The sequence below is a fragment of the Lampropedia hyalina DSM 16112 genome (assembly GCF_900129055.1).
GTDB classification, from domain to species: domain Bacteria; phylum Pseudomonadota; class Gammaproteobacteria; order Burkholderiales; family Burkholderiaceae_C; genus Lampropedia; species Lampropedia hyalina.
Genome location: NZ_FQUZ01000026.1, coordinates 1 through 16,044, shown reverse-complemented (window position 1 = coordinate 16,044; position 16,044 = coordinate 1). Strand labels below are relative to the sequence as shown.

General features: G+C 65.8%; 15 protein-coding genes. 9 read left to right on the top strand and 6 right to left on the bottom strand.

Annotated elements, in window-relative coordinates; genetic code table 11:
* Nucleotides 1-26: 26 nt before the first annotated feature.
* Together BUE21_RS10625 and BUE21_RS10620 are read right to left on the bottom strand one after the other, a co-directional pair.
* The gene (locus BUE21_RS10625) at nucleotides 27-899 is read right to left on the bottom strand and encodes a lysophospholipid acyltransferase family protein (RefSeq protein ID WP_073356651.1); all 873 of its coding nucleotides are present in this window, start codon (nucleotides 897-899) and stop codon (nucleotides 27-29) included.
* Complete coding sequence (locus BUE21_RS10620) at nucleotides 896-1,777, bottom strand: lysophospholipid acyltransferase family protein (protein ID WP_073356650.1); 882 nt, start codon at nucleotides 1,775-1,777, stop codon at nucleotides 896-898. The genes BUE21_RS10625 and BUE21_RS10620 overlap by 4 nt, the downstream gene beginning before the upstream one ends.
* Nucleotides 1,778-1,793: 16 nt before the next feature.
* On the opposite strand from BUE21_RS10620, the gene BUE21_RS14715 reads away from it, so the two are divergent.
* Complete coding sequence (locus tag BUE21_RS14715; RefSeq protein WP_159435851.1) at nucleotides 1,794-1,934, top strand: hypothetical protein; 141 nt, start codon at nucleotides 1,794-1,796, stop codon at nucleotides 1,932-1,934.
* The gene (gene metK, locus BUE21_RS10615) at nucleotides 1,924-3,105 is read left to right on the top strand and encodes a methionine adenosyltransferase (RefSeq protein ID WP_073356649.1); all 1,182 of its coding nucleotides are present in this window, start codon (nucleotides 1,924-1,926) and stop codon (nucleotides 3,103-3,105) included. The genes BUE21_RS14715 and metK overlap by 11 nt, the downstream gene beginning before the upstream one ends.
* 234 nt (nucleotides 3,106-3,339) lie before the next feature.
* Here metK and BUE21_RS10605 read toward each other — a convergent pair whose 3' ends face one another.
* The 3 genes from BUE21_RS10605 to BUE21_RS10595 form a co-directional block, all read right to left on the bottom strand.
* A complete protein-coding gene (locus BUE21_RS10605) occupies nucleotides 3,340-4,392 on the bottom strand; it encodes an FHA domain-containing protein (protein WP_073356648.1) in 1,053 nt (350 codons plus the stop codon).
* Nucleotides 4,393-4,504: 112 nt separating this feature from the next.
* Nucleotides 4,505-5,872 carry a S1C family serine protease gene (locus tag BUE21_RS10600; RefSeq protein ID WP_073356647.1) on the bottom strand — a complete coding sequence of 456 codons (1,368 nt, stop codon included), beginning with the start codon at nucleotides 5,870-5,872 and terminating at the stop codon, nucleotides 4,505-4,507.
* Between the two features lie 27 nt (nucleotides 5,873-5,899).
* Nucleotides 5,900-6,811 (bottom strand): tetratricopeptide repeat protein, encoded by a 912-nt coding sequence (locus BUE21_RS10595; RefSeq protein ID WP_073356664.1) that lies wholly within the window; start codon nucleotides 6,809-6,811, stop codon nucleotides 5,900-5,902.
* Nucleotides 6,812-6,984: 173 nt separating this feature from the next.
* Here BUE21_RS10595 and purE point away from each other — a divergent pair, with 173 nt between their 5' ends.
* The 7 genes from purE (at nucleotide 6,985) to mutL (ending at nucleotide 14,457) form a co-directional block, all read left to right on the top strand.
* On the top strand, nucleotides 6,985-7,485 hold the full coding sequence (gene purE / locus BUE21_RS10590) for a 5-(carboxyamino)imidazole ribonucleotide mutase (protein WP_073356646.1): 501 nt from the start codon (nucleotides 6,985-6,987) through the stop codon (nucleotides 7,483-7,485).
* A gap of 64 nt (nucleotides 7,486-7,549) precedes the next feature.
* The gene (locus BUE21_RS10585; protein ID WP_073356663.1) at nucleotides 7,550-8,776 is read left to right on the top strand and encodes a 5-(carboxyamino)imidazole ribonucleotide synthase; all 1,227 of its coding nucleotides are present in this window, start codon (nucleotides 7,550-7,552) and stop codon (nucleotides 8,774-8,776) included.
* A 10-nt stretch (nucleotides 8,777-8,786) separates the two neighbouring features.
* Complete coding sequence (locus BUE21_RS10580; protein ID WP_073356645.1) at nucleotides 8,787-9,815, top strand: L-threonylcarbamoyladenylate synthase; 1,029 nt, start codon at nucleotides 8,787-8,789, stop codon at nucleotides 9,813-9,815.
* 17 nt (nucleotides 9,816-9,832) lie between these two features.
* Complete coding sequence (locus BUE21_RS10575) at nucleotides 9,833-10,780, top strand: LysR family transcriptional regulator (RefSeq protein WP_073356644.1); 948 nt, start codon at nucleotides 9,833-9,835, stop codon at nucleotides 10,778-10,780.
* 112 nt (nucleotides 10,781-10,892) lie between these two features.
* Nucleotides 10,893-11,606, top strand: coding sequence for a ribosome biogenesis GTP-binding protein YihA/YsxC (yihA, locus tag BUE21_RS10570; protein WP_073356643.1), 714 nt, complete (start codon nucleotides 10,893-10,895; stop codon nucleotides 11,604-11,606).
* Nucleotides 11,607-11,922: 316 nt separating this feature from the next.
* The gene (rpsT, locus tag BUE21_RS10565; protein ID WP_073356642.1) at nucleotides 11,923-12,222 is read left to right on the top strand and encodes a 30S ribosomal protein S20; all 300 of its coding nucleotides are present in this window, start codon (nucleotides 11,923-11,925) and stop codon (nucleotides 12,220-12,222) included.
* 231 nt (nucleotides 12,223-12,453) lie between these two features.
* Nucleotides 12,454-14,457, top strand: coding sequence for a DNA mismatch repair endonuclease MutL (mutL, locus tag BUE21_RS10560; protein ID WP_073356641.1), 2,004 nt, complete (start codon nucleotides 12,454-12,456; stop codon nucleotides 14,455-14,457).
* A gap of 164 nt (nucleotides 14,458-14,621) precedes the next feature.
* On the opposite strand, the gene BUE21_RS10555 is transcribed toward mutL, so the two are convergent.
* Entirely contained in the window at nucleotides 14,622-15,335 is a 714-nt protein-coding gene (locus BUE21_RS10555) for a lipoate--protein ligase family protein (protein ID WP_234971126.1), read from the bottom strand.
* Nucleotides 15,336-16,044: the final 709 nt, after the last annotated feature.

Sequence of the window (16,044 nt, the reverse complement as noted above, 5' to 3'; positions counted from 1 at the left end):
TTCTCGTGTGTTCCTCAGCGGGCGGTTCAATACACCGGCGGCTCACCCGGCGGGCGGGTCTTGAAACGCTTGTGTACCCAGAAGTATTGGGCGGGCATCTCGCGGATCCAGCCCTCCAGTTGTTCGTTCATCCGCGCGGTATCGGCGGTGGCATCCCCGCTGGGAAAGTTTTCCCATGCGGGCAGCATTCGCACATGGTAGCCCGTGGGCGTGACCTGTGCGACCACCGGCACTACCCGCGCCCGCCCCAGTTGCGCAAAGCGCGACAGCGACGGCACGGTGGCGGCGGCCACGCCGAAGAAGGGCACGAAGATGGATTCTTCCGGGCCGAAGTTCATGTCCGGCAGCAAAAACAGAATGCCCTTCTTGCGCAGCGCGGCCACGATGGGGCGGATGCCGTCGCGCCGGTTCAGCATGTGCACGTCGCCAAAGCGGGCGCGCGAGGCCTTCATCCACGCATCGATGCCCGCATTCGGTTGCGTGGTGTAGATGCTGGTGACGGTGCGCGTGGTCTCCAGTGCCAGCCGGGTGCCGGCGGCATCCAGCCCGTAGAAATGCGGGGTGAACAGAATGGTGCCGCAGTCTTCGGCATCCCCCAGATGCTCCAGCGCGCCATCGAGCCGGATGCGGCGGCGCACCACCTCGGGCGAGCGCAGCCAGACCCAGCCGCGATCCATCCAGGTCTGGCAGAAATACACGAAGCTCTGGCGTGCCCAGCGTTTGCGCCGCGCCGGGGCCACCTCGGGAAAGCACAGCTCCAGATTGCGCAGCACCACCTTGCGACGGGGCGCGACCAGCACGAACAGCACCTGCCCCAGCAGCCAGCCCAGCGCGCGCAGCAGCGGCAGCGGCAGCCAGGCGAACCCATACATCAACCCGATCACCAGCCGCGCCATCATGTCTGCTCTCCGTCGGGTGCGGCCCCCTCTGCGGCCTCGTCGGCGGGCATCCCGCGCGGCCTTTTGTAGCGTTCATAGCCCCACAGGTACTGGCCGGGGGTTTGCAGAATCTGCGCCTCCATGGCCCGGTTGATCTGTGCCACCAGCGTATCGGTGTCGGCAGCGGCATCCAGCGACAGTGGCTCCAGGTGCAGCGTATAGCCTGCGCCGCGTGGCAGGCGTTCGCAACGCGCCACCAGCACCAGTGGGTGGGTTTGCTGAATCAACTTCGCGGCCATCGTCATCGTGTAGGCTGGCTTGCCGAAAAAAGGCGACCAGATGCCCAGCCCGTAGGGCGGAACCTGATCGGGCAACAGCCCCACCGAACTGCCCTTGCGCAATGCCTTCAGCATGGCGCGCACCCCGCCCAGATCGGTGGGCACGGCCTCCACGCCAAAGCGGTCGCGTGCGGTCTTCATCCACTCCGCCAGCCAGGGCTTGCGCGACGGGCGGTACAGCACCGTCAGCGGGCCGCGCGCACCCTCCCAGTAGCGCGACACCGCCTGCGCCGACAGCTCGAAGCAGCCAATGTGCGGGGTGAAGAACAGCACCCCTTGCGGCTGCGTGCGCAGTGCATCCAGCCGGGCGCGGGTGGTGGCATCGATCTGCACTTTCTGCGGCTGGCCGTGCCAGATTTTGGGCATTTCCGCCACCATCTTGCCCGTGTGGCCGACGGCCGGGCGCACGGCGGCAAAATCCAGCCCGGCCTGCCGGGCGTTTTCCAGGAAACGCTGGCGGTAGGCGGGCGATGCCAGAAACACCAGCCAGCCCAGCAGCCAGCCGATCGCGTGCAACAACCGCAATGGCAACAGTGACAAGATTCGGAAAACCAGGGGCATACAATCAGGGGCTAAAATGGATGCTGTCGCCGAGTTAAAAGAGCAACTTGCAGGGCGACGTAAAAAAATACTGCTAAAGCGTTCGCCAGAACTCCTTGAGGCTTCGGGCAACGCCCTTTTTGTTCCACCAGCCAAGGAGTTTTTGCATGGCCAATGATTTTTTGTTCACCTCGGAGTCGGTCTCGGAAGGCCACCCCGACAAAGTCGCCGACCAGATCTCGGATGCCATTTTAGATGCGCTTCTGCGCCAGGACCCGTACAGCCGCGTTGCAGCCGAAACCCTCACCAACACCGGACTGGTCGTGCTGGCCGGTGAAATCACCTCCAACGCCACCGTCGATTACATCCAGATCGCCCGCGACACCATCCAGCGCATCGGCTACGACAACACCGAATACGGCATCGATTACAAGGGCTGCGCCGTACTCGTGGCCTACGACAAGCAAAGCCAGGAAATCGCCCAGGGCGTGAACGCCGCCGCCGACGACGAACTCAACATCGGCGCGGGCGACCAGGGACTGATGTTCGGCTACGCCTGCGACGAAACCCCCGAGCTGATGCCCGCGCCCATCTACTACGCACACCGCCTGGTCGAACGCCAGAGCCAGTTGCGCCGCGATGGCCGCCTGCCCTTCCTGCGCCCCGATGCCAAGAGCCAGATCACCATGCGCTACGTCGATGGCAAGCCGCACAGCATCGACACCGTCGTGCTCTCCACCCAGCACAGCCCCGACCAGAGCGAAACGCCCACCAAACTCAAGGCCAGCTTCATCGAGGCCGTCATCGAGGAAATCATCAAGCCCGTACTGCCCCAGGAATGGTTGCAGAACACGCGCTACCTGGTCAATCCCACCGGTCGCTTCGTCATCGGTGGCCCGCAAGGCGACTGCGGCCTGACCGGACGCAAGATCATCGTCGATAGCTACGGCGGAGCCTGCCCCCACGGTGGCGGTGCATTCAGCGGCAAAGACCCCACCAAGGTGGATCGTTCCGCCGCCTATGCCGCCCGCTATGTGGCCAAGAACATCGTGGCCGCCGGGCTGGCGCGGCAGGCGCAGATTCAGGTCTCTTACGCCATCGGCGTGGCCAAACCCATCAACGTCACCGTCTATACCGAAGGCACGGGCGTGATTTCCGACGAGCGCATCGCCGCACTCGTGCAGGAACACTTCGACCTGCGCCCACGCGGCATCATCGAAATGCTCGACCTGCGCCGCCCCATCTACGAAAAAACCGCTGCCTACGGCCACTTTGGCCGCGACGAACCGGAATTCACCTGGGAAGCCACCGACAAGGCCCAGGTGCTGCGCGAAGCCGCCGGGTTATAAGCCCCCTTGGATGGTTTGATGGTTCCCACGCTTCCGCGCGGGAACCCCACCGAGACGCTCCAGCGTCTCTGCAAGACACAGCATGGGCCGCAGCCGATACCTCATACTGGAACCAGATCAACCGCATTTTCTGACATGCACGGTGCTGGAGTGGTTGCCGGTATTCACCCGCCCGGATGCCGTGCAAATCCTGCTCGATACCTGGGCACACCAACGCCAGCATGCCGGTTTGCGCTACAGCCCGTCTTCCATGCCTTCGAGTTCCAGCTCGTCTTCGTCGTCGGTGTGGTTGTTCTGGCGGGCGGCGGTTTGCAGCGGGGCTTCCAGTGTGGCTGCGCCTTGCAGGAAGGTGGATACGTCTTCGGCAGGGGCCAGGCGCAGGGCAGGGTGGGCCAGGGAGCTGGCGTAGAGGGGGGCAAACCAGCGGCCAGTTTCCTGCTGGCGCAGGCTCAGGTGGGTGGCCAGCAGGCCCAGGCACAGCAGCACGCTGGTGCCGGCGACCACGCGCCGGTGGCGTGGCAAGACCCGCATGAGGTGGGCGTAGAGCATGACCATCAGCACCAGCCACGGCAACTCGGGCTGGATGCGCGAGAGGATCGGGATGGACAGCGCGAACGACAGCCCGCCCAGCGCGTACATGCCCAGTTGGGTGGCAACGGTGCCCCAGGCGGCGATGCGCAGGTGTTGCCAGTACAGCATCTGGTGGCGGAACATTTTGCTGCTGAGCGACCAGAGCAGCGACCACAGGGCCACCAGCAGGCCGACGATGAGCAGTTCTCTGGTCAGCGAGATGCTGAATTTGCCGGGCACGCTGTCCAGGTAGCTGCTGATGCCGGTCAGTCCCGCCAGGGCCAGCACGGCCAGGGTTCCCGACAGCAGGCCGCCCACTCCCGCGTGGGCCACGGCCTGTTCGGGGGCGAGGGGGCCTTGGGCCAGTCGCAGCCGCAGGCGGGTCTGGCCTGCCTGCCATTCCTGCCCGTGTGCCAGCCGGTGTTCGCTGCCGCTGGCCAGGCGGGTGCGGCCCAGCAGTACGCCGTTGCGGGTGTCGCCTACCTGTAGGGCGATGGCGGGTTTTTCTGCATGGGGGGTGAGGGTGCAGTGGTGCGCGGCCACGCCGGGGTCGTCGAGTACCAGGTCGTTGTCGAGGGCGCGGCCTATGCGCACCGGCCAGCGTGTGACGGAGATGCTCTGGCGGGCACGGCCGTCGCGGTCGAGTACGTCAATCAGGGCCAGCCGGGGTGGGGGAGAGAGCGGGGGCGGGCTGGAGGGCAGGGCGGTGGTGGTCATGGGCAGGTGGGGGCCGGTGGCATTCGGTTAGGGAAGGTCTGCAAAACCCTTTGCGGTAAGCACGCGCCCAGTGGCGGGATGCGGGCGGCGCAACGGGTTTTGCAGACCTTCCTTAGGGCTGGCGGGCAAAGCCTGCCAGGAAGTATTCCGACAGGCGCATGGCGTTGGCAAAGCTCACGCCGTAGGCGGAGAAGGTGCTTTGCACGCCCTGGTCGGCCTGATCGACGGAGGCCAGCATCAGGCGCATGTCGTACAGGCCCGGCAGTTTCTTGTAGGCATCCATGCAGAGCACGGCACGCATGGGCAGGTCGCCGTTGGTGACGAAGCGTTCGTGGCATTGCGCCGGGGTGCTGTGCGGGTCGGCGGTTTTCGCGCCGTGGATTTGCCCGCCAAAGCGGTCGGAGTAGCGGCTGGCGAATCGCCAGGGGCCGAGGTGGCTGCCGTCCATCCAGCGGTGCGAGAGTTCGATGCCCTGGATGTAGAGCCGGTTGCTGATGAAGATTTGCGTGTCCATGCTGCACTGGGTGCTGCGCTGGCGCAGTCCCTTGCTTTCTTCGGGCGAGGAGCGTCCCCAGCAGCGCATGAAGGCTTCCTGCGGCACGGGCACCTGGTAGCCCGCCGATTGGAAGGGCTGCCACGGCAGGGCGAGGAAGCGGTCGGTCATGTGCTGCTGGTGGGCCAGCAACTGGCGGGTGATTTCCGGGTGGATGTCGCCGTGCAGCGGAGGGCTGCCTGCGTGGCTTTGCTGCAATTGGCGGGCGTATTCGGCGGGTACGAGGAAGCTGATCTGTTCGCCGTCGCGCCGCGCGGCGACGTTCACGCCGATGACGCGGCCTTGCTCATCCAGCGTGGGGCCGCCGCTCATGCCGCCGCTGAGCGAGCCGCCGAAGAAGATGTTGGGGTAGAACGCCCGCTCCACCAGCCCGTTGTAGTTGCCCTCCATGACGGCAAAGCCCACGTCCAGCGGGTTGCCCAGCGAGAAGATGCGCTCGCCGCGCTGCAAGGGCTGGTCGGGGCTGCGCAAGGCCAGCGGCTCCACGCCGCGCAGACCTTCGCCGACCACGCGCAGCAGGGCGAGGTCGTGGATGACATCGAAGCCCAGCAGCTCCAGTGCGCCTTCTTCACCGTCCAGCGTGGTGTAGATGAGTTCAAAGCGGCTCGGTTGCAGGGCCGCGCCGCTGACGACGTGGTAGTTGGTGATGAGCAGGCCATCGCGCGAGACCAGGAAGCCCGAGCCTACGCTGTTCTGGCTGCTTTGCCCCTTGAGCAGGGTGCGCACCTGCACCAGCCGGTCGCGCGCCAGCCCATAGACTTTGGCGGCGGTGTCGGACAGGCGCGGGGGCGGGGCTTCGGTGGGGGCGGTGGCCTGTGCTGCTGTGGTGGCTGCCGCTGGCGTGTCGGTGGCCTGTGCCAGCGCGGCGGCGGGCAGGGCCAGACTGGCCGCCAGCACAAGGCTCCCAAGGGGGAATCGGAGGGTCATCGGTGGTGGGGCAGAGGGGGGATGGGGTCAGCTCAGTACCACGCTGGAGAGGCGGCGGCGGTAGCTGGCCACGGTGGGGTCTTCGGGGGGAATCTGGCCTTCGGCGACGGTGGGGCGCGGTGGCTCAATCAGGTCGAGAATGGCCACATAGGTCTTGCGGGCGAGGCCGTCGTGCCATTCCTTGTCGCGCATGAGGATTTCCAGCAATTCGTCCATGCTGGCCGTCCACTGGCGGGCGGCCAGCAGCAATTGGGCGCGTCGGAAGCGGGCCTCGAAGTCGCGGCGTTGGGCGGCAATCTGCGCGTCCAGTGCGGCCAGCGCGTCGGGCAGGTCGCCTGCGGCGTAGGCGGCATCGAGGGCATCCATCCAGCTCTTGAGTGCGGCATAGCGTTGCGAGGTCTTGGCCTGGTCGATCACCGGCGCGAATGCCACTTTGGCATCGTCTTCCAGCCCCAGTTCCAGCAGCAGCTTGATGTAGTCGAAGCGGGCCTGCTCGTCGTCGGGCTTGTCCTGCACCTGCTGTTGCAGTTGTTCGAGTTGCGCCTGCAAGTCCAGTTCGGGGGCGGCTTCTTCGGCATCGGGCAGCTCTGCGTTGGCTTCGGCACTGTCTTCAGCGGGGGGCAGGTGCTTGTCGAGGAAGGCGCGAAGCTGGCCTTCGGGCAATGCGCCGGTGAAGCCGTCGATGGGCTGGCCGCCGGACATCAGCACGCAGGTGGGAATGCTGCGGATGCCGAACATGCCCGCCAGTTGCTGTTCCTGGTCGGAGTCGATTTTCACCAGCTTGAAACGCCCGCCATAGGCGACTTCGAGTTTTTCCAGAATCGGGCCAAGAGTGCGGCAAGGGCCACACCAGGGTGCCCAGAAGTCCACCAGCACGGGCGTTTGCAGCGAGGCGGCAATCACCTCGGTTTCAAAGTTTTCAATCGTGACATCGATCATGGGTTGGCTCCAGAGAGGGTTGGCGGCACCTGCTGCGCGGGCAGAGGGTGCAGACAACGTAAAATCAGGGTTTTGGACATTTCTGCCCGATTGTGCAGCATTCGGATGTTCCCCGTGGCGGGGCGCGCTGCATGGCATTGCAGGCGGGCGGTTTTCTTTACCTTCAAGGCGTTATGACAGCAGACATTCAGGTGGGAGTCGTGATGGGTTCCAGCAGCGACTGGGACACCATGCAGCACGCGGTCGCCATTCTCCAGCAATTCGGCATTGCGCACGAAGCCCGCGTGGTTTCGGCCCACCGCATGCCCGACGATATGTTTGCCTATGCCGAGCAGGCTGCCGGGCGCGGCTTGCAGGCCATCATTGCCGGAGCCGGTGGCGCGGCGCACCTGCCGGGCATGCTGGCCTCCAAGACCGAAGTGCCGGTGCTGGGCGTGCCGGTGGCCAGCCGCCACCTGCAAGGCGTGGATTCATTGCACAGCATCGTGCAGATGCCCAAGGGCGTGCCGGTGGCCACGTTTGCAATTGGCGCGGCGGGAGCGGCCAATGCCGCGCTGTTCGCGGTGGCCCTGCTGGCCAACCACGACGGTGCGCTGCGCACCCGCTTGCAGCAGTTCCGCCAGCAGCAGACCGAGGCCGCCCGCGCCATGCAGTTGCCGCCCGTGCAGCCCTGATGCCAGCCGCCATCGTGCCCACCGCATTCCGTTTTACCCCATGCCCACCCGCCAGGGATTTGCCATGACAGATCGCACCCATGCCCCGTTTCTCTCTCCCGCCGTTTCGTCTGCGGCCTGCCTGCCGGTTCTGCCGGGCGGTACGCTGGGGGTGCTGGGCGGCGGACAACTGGGGCAGATGTTCGTCCATGCCGCGCAGGCCGCTGGCTATCGCACCGTGGTGCTCGACCCCGATGCCAGCAGCCCCGCCGGGCTGGTGAGCCACCAGCACATTCGCGCCGACTACACGGATGCCAGCGCGCTGGTGCAGCTCTCCAGGGCCTGCGATGCCATCACCACCGAGTTCGAGAACGTGCCCGCCACTTCGCTGGCCGCCCTCGCCAAGGTGCGCCCGGTGGCCCCGCCTGCCGTGGCCGTCTCGATTGCGCAGAACCGCGCTGCCGAGAAAGTGCATTTCAGCCACCACGGCGTGCCCTGCGCACCGTTTGCGGTGATCGATTCTGCCGACGCGCTCGCCAAGGTCGGCCCCACGCTGTTCCCCGGCATCCTCAAGACCTCCCGGCTGGGCTATGACGGCAAGGGACAGGTGTCGGTGGCGCGCAAGGACGATCTGGCCGCCGCCTGGGAGCAACTCGGTCAGGTCGATTGCGTGCTGGAGCAACGCCTGCCGCTGGACTTCGAGTGCTCCGTCATCGTCGCCCGCAGTGCCGATGGCAGCATCGTGCACCTGCCGGTGCAGCGCAACCTGCACCACAACGGCATTCTGGCCGTCACCGAAGTCCTGCCCGGTGGCATTGCGGCCGATGTGGCCGAACAGGCCATCGATGCCGCCTGCACGATTGCCCGTGCCACCGAATATGTGGGCGTGCTGTGCGTGGAATTCTTCGTGCTGGAAGATGGCCGTCTGGTGGCCAACGAAATGGCCCCGCGCCCGCACAACAGCGGCCACTACAGCCAGGATGCCTGCGACCTGAGCCAGTTCGACCTGCAAGTGCGCACCCTCGCCGGTCTGCCGCTAGTGCCGCCGCGCCAGCACAGCCCGGCCATCATGCTCAACCTGCTGGGCGACCTCTGGTTTGCCCCGGACGATGCCCAAGGCACGACCCCCACCACCCCGAACTGGGGGGCGATACTCGCCCTGCCCGGCGTGCATCTGCACCTGTACGGCAAGACCCAGGCACGCCGGGGCCGCAAGATGGGCCACATCAACATCACCGCGCGCGAAGCCACCCAGGTTCTGAACACCGCCCGCGAGGTGGCGCAGATTCTGGGCCTGCCTGCGGATTTCTGAAGCCCCTGCCATGATTCTCGACGGCGACCAGACCTCCCACATCGACCAGGCCTGCCAGCAACTGCGCCACGGGGCACTGCTGGGGCTGCCCACCGAAACCGTCTATGGGCTGGCCGCCGATGCGGGCAACGATGCGGCGGTGCGACAGATATTCCAGCGCAAGGGCCGACCGGCAGAGCATCCGCTCATCGTCCATGTGGCCAGTGCGGCACAGGCCGAGCACTTTGCCTGCGACATTCCGCCCTTCGCCCGCAGCCTGATGCAGGCATTCTGGCCGGGGCCGCTCACCCTCATCCTGCCGCGCCGCGCCGGAGTTGCCAGTGTAGCTGCCGGAGGGCACGCCAGCATCGGCCTGCGCTGCCCCTCGCACCCGGTCGCCCAGCAGGTGCTGCACGCCTGCCTGCGCCTGCCCGAGCCGGTGTACGGGCTGGCCGCACCCAGTGCCAACCGCTTCGGCAAGGTCAGCCCCACGCTGGCTGCCCATGTGCAGGCCGAATTCGGCGACGATCTGCTGGTGCTCGATGGCGGAGCCTGCGAGGTGGGCATCGAATCCACCATCATCGACTGTACCCGCGCCACCCCCACCATCCTGCGCCCAGGCCGCATCGGTGCGGCGCAGATGCAGGCTGCCACCGGCATCCCGGTGGCCGACCCATTCGCTTCGGCGGCTGCCGATGATCCTGCGGTCTGCGACGATACCGATGCTCCAGCGGCTCCCGGCACACTGGCCGCCCACTACGCACCCAATGCCAAGGTGCGCCTCATGGATGCCCGGAGCATCCAGGCCGGGCTGGACATTCTTGGCCCCCAGGCGCGCCACATGGCCGTCTATGCCCGCAGCCGTCTGGCCATCCGCGCACCGGGCATCGCGCACTTGCCCATGCCCGACGACCCCGCCCAGGCTGCCCATGAGCTGTTTCGTGTCCTGCGTGAACTGGATGCGCGTGGCGTGGCCCTCGTCTGGGTCGAAACCCCACCCGATGATGCCGCGTGGAACGGCGTGCGCGACCGGCTCCAGCGTGCCGCCGCCAGTGCCTAGCCCAATCCCAGCCTGCAATGGACAAACTCAAAGCCATTGAATCCTTCGTCGCCGTCGCGGCCAAGGGCAGCCTCACCGCCGCTGCGCGTACCGAAGGCGTGGCCACCGCCATCATCAGCCGCCGCCTCGATGCCTTGGAAGGCCATCTGGGCGTGAAACTGCTGCTGCGCACCACGCGCCGCATCAGCCTCACCCACGAAGGCACGGCCTATCTGGAAGACTGCCAACGCCTGCTCACCGATCTGGCCGAAGCCGAGGCCAACGTCACCGCTGGCAGCGTCAAGGCCACCGGCCACCTGCGCATCACCGCGCCAGCCGGGTTCGGGCGCAGGCATGTGGCCCCGCTGGTTCCCGCGTTTCATACCGAACACCCGCAGATTCGCCTCTCGCTCAACCTCAGTGACCGCCTGGTGGACTTGCAGGGCGAGGGCTACGACTGCGCCGTGCGCGTGGGCGACCTGCCCGACTCCTCGCTCATCAGCATCCGCATTGCCGACAACCGCCGCCTGTGCGTCGCCTCGCCCGCCTATGTGCAACGCCACGGCCAGCCCGCCACCCCACAGGAGCTGACACAGCACCCGTGTCTGGCCCTCTCCAGCGAAGCCTCGCAGACGCGCGGCTGGGCGTTCACCATCCCGGTGGCGGCACAGGAGTCCCCGGCGGGGCAGGGAGCGCAAGTCATCCACATCAAACCGCGTGGCGCGCTGGACTGCACCGATGGGCAGGTGCTGCATGAATGGTGTCTGGCCGGGCAGGGCATTGCCTGGCGCAGCACCTGGGAGGTGGAAGCCGACATTGCCGCCGGTCGCCTGCTGCACCTGCTGGCCGACTACGATGCCCCGCCCAACGGCATCTACGCCGTTTATCCGCAGCGCAAGCACATGCCCCTGCGCGTGCGCCTGTGGATCGACTTTCTGCGCCGCCACTACCAGCAGCCGGAATTCTGGTTGCCGCCCGTGCCCTGAGCGACACACCGCAGCCATCTACAATGGTGGCCCATCCTTTCTGCCACGCCCCCGCTCCGGTCGGCTGTGGCCCTGGCCCCACGGCCTCCCCCTGACGCGATCACTGCACGGCATGACACAGCCCCCATCCAGCACCCCCCCTTCGACCCCGCCACCCGGCAACCCCCAGGCCGCCCAGCAGGCCATGAACTGGCTGCACACTGCCCGCTTCCTCACCACCGCCGCGCAGCTCCACCAGTTGCCCGCGCTGAGCCTGCCGGAAATCGCCTTCGTGGGCCGCTCCAACGCAGGCAAGTCCACCTGCATCAACACCCTGACCCAGCAACGCCAACTGGCGTTTGCCTCCAAAACCCCTGGCCGCACCCAGCACATCAACCTGTTTGAAATCGGCCCCAAGGCACAGGCCGATGCCGTGCTCACCGACCTGCCCGGCTATGGCTACGCCGCCGTGCCCCAGCAGGACAAACTGCGCTGGCAGCGCGTCATGGCCAACTACCTGGTCTCGCGCCCGAATCTGGCGGGCGTGACCCTGCTGTGCGATTCCCGTCTCGGACTGACCGAACTGGACGAAGCCCTGCTGGAAATCATCCGCCCGCGCGTGGAACAGGGCCTGCAATTTCTCGTGCTGCTCACCAAGGCCGACAAGCTCAACCGCAGCGAACAGCAGAAGGCACTCTCCATCACCCGCCTGCACGCCGGTGGTGGCACCGTCAAACTGTTCTCCGCACTGAAGAAAACCGGCGTGGCCGACACCGCCTTGCACCTGCGCCAGTGGATCGATGCCCTGCCCGCACCGGCTCAGCCACCTGCCGAATCGACCGCATAAACGCTTGGGACGTTCTGCAAAATCCGCCTTGTGCTGCATCCCACTGGCGGACGCGGGCTTACCGGAAAAGTTTTGCAGACCTTCCCCAGCATTCCGTCATGCCGGGCTTGACCCGGCATCCAGTGGCAACGTTTGCCTTCAAAGCCCCGATAGCCGGGATCGCACAATGCTTCTGGATGCCGGGTCAAGCCCGGCATGACGCGGTGAGTGACTTGCACCATCGCGCATTTTGCAGCCCTTCCCTTGGCGGCATCAAGCAAACTGCTTACAATGGCGGGTTTTGCGAACAACATCCACAAACTCCAAGGATTGAATCATGGCAACCAAGCCCGTCAAAAAGAACCCCCGTCTGGCATCCGGCCGCAAACGCGCCCGCCAGAACATCAAACTGAACGCCGCCAACACCTCGCTGCGTTCCAAGTACCGCACCTTCGTGAAGAACGTCGAGAAGGCCGTGCTGGCCGGTGACAAGGACAAGGCCACCGCCGCCTTCGCCGCTGCACAAAGCGTCATCGACACCATTGCCGACAAGGGCATCTTCCACAAGAACAAGGCCGCCCGCGACAAGAGCCGCCTGTCCGCCAAGGTCAAGGCCCTGTCCCAGGCAGCCGCCTGATTGGCCCACCGGAAGCTACCGATGCCCGCCATCACCGCTTCCACCCCTTTTCCCATACACCGCACGGCCTGATACTCGCCCTCGCGCTAGGTCAGGCTGCCGTTTGAAACGGGTGCGCTGTTCGCAAAAACAAGAAATGCCGGTTCGTCCGGCTTTTTTTGTGCCTGTGCCGCACCGGGCACGGCAGCACTGGCTTTCTATAATGGCTTTTTGCTGTCCCCCGTCTGTCGCATGTCCACTCCCGCCTTTCTGCTCCGCCAGCCCATTGAAGAACTGCCCGACGCGCTCATCAGCCAGATTGCGGCGGGTGAAGTGGTGGAACGCCCCGCCTCGGTGGTGCGCGAGTTGCTGGACAACGCCCTCGATGCCGCAGCCAGCCATGTTCAGGTGCGGCTGATGGCCGGTGGCACGCGGCTGGTGAGCGTGCAGGATGACGGTTTTGGCATACCACCAGACGATTTGCCGCTGGCTGTGCGCCGCCATGCCACCAGCAAGATTCGCTCCCTGCACGATCTGGAAACCGTCGAGACGATGGGCTTTCGCGGCGAGGCACTGGCGGCGATGGCCTCTGTGGCGCACCTGCGCATTGCCTCGCGCACGGCCGATGCCGACAGCGGCCAGTTGCTCGATGCCGTCACCGGTGAACTGGAGCCGGTGGCGCACGCAGTGGGCACCACGGTCGAGGTGCAGGAGTTGTTTTTCTCCACCCCGGCACGGCGCAAGTTCCTCAAGGCCGATGTGACCGAATACGCGCACTGCGTGGAAGCCGTGCGCCGCCACGCGCTGGCGCATCCGGGAGTGGAATTTGCCATCTGGCACGGCGGCAAGCTCCAGCAGCAATGGCGCGGCCTGCCCGCCGCACGGCAGGCATCCATCGCAGTCGATGCCTTCGCCAACGGCACCGACACCGCTGATACGGAGTCGGCAGCGCACACGGCCATGAACCGCCGCATGGCCGACGTGCTGGGTGCGGAGTTCATCGAGCAGAGCATTGCCGTGCACTATCAGGCGGGTGGCATTCGCATCGAAGGGCGCACCGGCATTCCCACGGCATCGCGTGCGCGCGCCGACCAGCAGTTCTGCTATGTGAATGGCCGCTTCGTGCGCGACAAGACCATTGCCCATGCCGTGCGTTCCGCCTACGAGGATGTGCTGCACGGGCAACGCCAGCCCCTGTATGTGCTGTTCGTGCAGATTGACCCGGCGCGGGTGGATGTGAATGTCCACCCCACCAAGATCGAAGTGCGCTTCCGCGACGGGCGCGAAGTCCACAGTGCCGTGCGCCACGCCATCGAGCACGCGCTGGCTCCTTCGCGCGCGCCTGCCACCGATCAGGCCGGTTCTGCCGATGCCAGCGACGCTGTGGCATGGCCTGCCAATGTCACGCCACCGGCCTGGTTGCCGCGACGCGACAGCTTTGGGGCCGGCATTGTGCAGACCCAGCAAGCCTTGCGGGCCTTGTGGGAAGGCAGCAACCCGCCCGCGCCAGACCGCCTGACCGATACAGCCGATGACGTGCCTGCGTCATATGCCGCTGCCAGCCAGTCTGCTTCAGGCCACACCTGGAGCGTGCAGGAGCGGCTGGAGCCTCTGGCCGACGCGCCTTCCGGTATCGCCCCGCACCCCCTGCCTGTCACCGCCGAGGCCGGGGAGTTGCCGCTGGGCCATGCCATTGCGCAACTGCACGGGGTGTTCATCCTGGCGCAGAACCGGCAGGGCATGGTGATCGTGGACATGCACGCGGCCCACGAGCGCGTCGTCTATGAACGCCTGAAAGAGCAGATGGATGCGCGGCAGATGGCCAGCCAGCCGCTGCTGATTCCGCCCACCTTTGCCGCTACCGAGCTGGAAGTGGCCACCGCTGAAAAGAACGCTTCGGTACTGCAACAACTGGGGTTGGAGGTGACGCGCCTGAGCGAGCAGAAGCTGGCCGTGCGCACCCTGCCGCAGATGCTGGCCAAGGCCGACCCGGTGGCTCTGGCGCGTGCGGTGCTGGCAGAACTGGCGCAACACGACGAAAGCACCGTGCTGCAACGCGCCCGCGATGAAGTGCTCTCCACGATGGCCTGCCACGGCTCGGTGCGTGCCAACCGGCTGCTCACCGTGGCAGAAATGAACGCCCTGCTGCGCCAGATGGAAGCCACCCCGCGCTCCGACCAATGCAACCACGGCCGCCCCACCTGGCGGCAACTGACCTTGCGCGAACTCGACGGCCTGTTCCTGCGTGGCCGCTGATTACGGCACAGGCTGTTTACTTAAGCTGTGTCATTCCGGGCTTGACCCGGAATCCAGTGACGACGTATCCAAAGAACACCTTGGTTCTCCATTGGATACCTTGCTACTGGATTCCCGCTTTCGCGGGAATGACGGGTGGTTCTTTTGACTGAACAGCCGGGTGATTACGGCACATGCCGCAGCCATTGTGCGGTGCTGAATTTGTCGGCAATGCGTTGCTCGGCAGCGGCGAATTCTTCCGGGGTGATGGTGCCGGGGGTGCCGCCGTGCAGGGTGGTGAAGGTTTCCTTCATGCGGGCGATGACCGCTTCGCGTGGCAGTCCGGTCTGGCTGCGCAGGGGATCGACGCGCTTGGCGGCACTGGTGGTGCCCTTGTCGCTGAGTTTTTCGCGGCCGATGCGCAGTACCTGGAGCATTTTGCTGGCATCCATGTCGTAGGCCATCGTCACATGGTGCAGCACGGCTCCGCCTGCAAAGCGTTTCTGCGCCGCGCCGCCGATCTTGCCCTGCGCGCTGGTGATGTCGTTGAGCGGTTTGTAGAAGGCGGCAATGCCCAGCGAATTCAGTGCCTTGAGCACCCAGTCGTCCAGAAACGCGTAGGACTCGGCAAAGTCCATGCCCTGCACCAGTTCCGCCGGGGCGTAGAGTGAGTAGGTGACGGCCGAACCCGGCTCGACGAACATGGCTCCGCCACCGGTGATGCGGCGCACCACTTCCACCCCCAGTTGGGCGGCGGCTTCGCTGTCCACCTCGTTCATCAGCGACTGGAAGCAGCCGATGATGATGGCCGGGGTGCTCCACTCCCAGAAACGCAGCGTGGGTGCGCGCCGACCCGCAGCGACCTCCTGCCCCAGCACTTCGTCAAGTGCCAGGTGCATGGCGGGTGCGAGTGGCGGGGCTTCGATGATCTGCCATTCAAAATCGCGCCAGGTTTTCTGTACGCCCAGGGCGCGGCGCACGGCAATGGCGACGGCTTCGGGGCTGAAGCCGATCAGGGCGGCTCCGGGGCGCAGGCCTTGCTGGATGGCGGTGCTGATGTCGGCCACGCTGGCCGTGGCGGGCAGGCCTTCCAGCGCGGCGCAGATGTCTTGCAGGGCTTCGGCGGGTTCCAGAAAGAAGTCTCCGGCCACCTGCACGCTGTGCAGCCGTTCATTCTGTACGTCGAGATCGACGGTCACGAACTTGCCGCCGTGTACCTTGTATTCACCATGCTGCATGATGGCGTGTCTCCTTTGATTGTGGATTATTTCGTGGCCGTCTGGGCATAGGGCGTGTCATTCATCAGATTCGCCCCCGCGTTGGAGTCCAAAAAGGCTGTGAGCAAGGCACAAAACGCAGCAAGGCTTTATGCCTTGCGAGGCTTTGCAACGCCGCGCACAGCCTTTTTGGGCCCAACCCTTCGGGCCAGTGTGCCCCGGCAGGCCACTCGTCGTTGCCCACCTTGCCCGTATCGACATACGGGCGGCGGCGTGCGCCTAGATTGGCCTGCCGGGGCGCACTGGCGCGGGGGTGAATCTGATGAATGACACGCCCTAGGGAAACGAGACCAGGTCGCCATACAGTTCGCGCAGCTTGGCCTTGACGGCA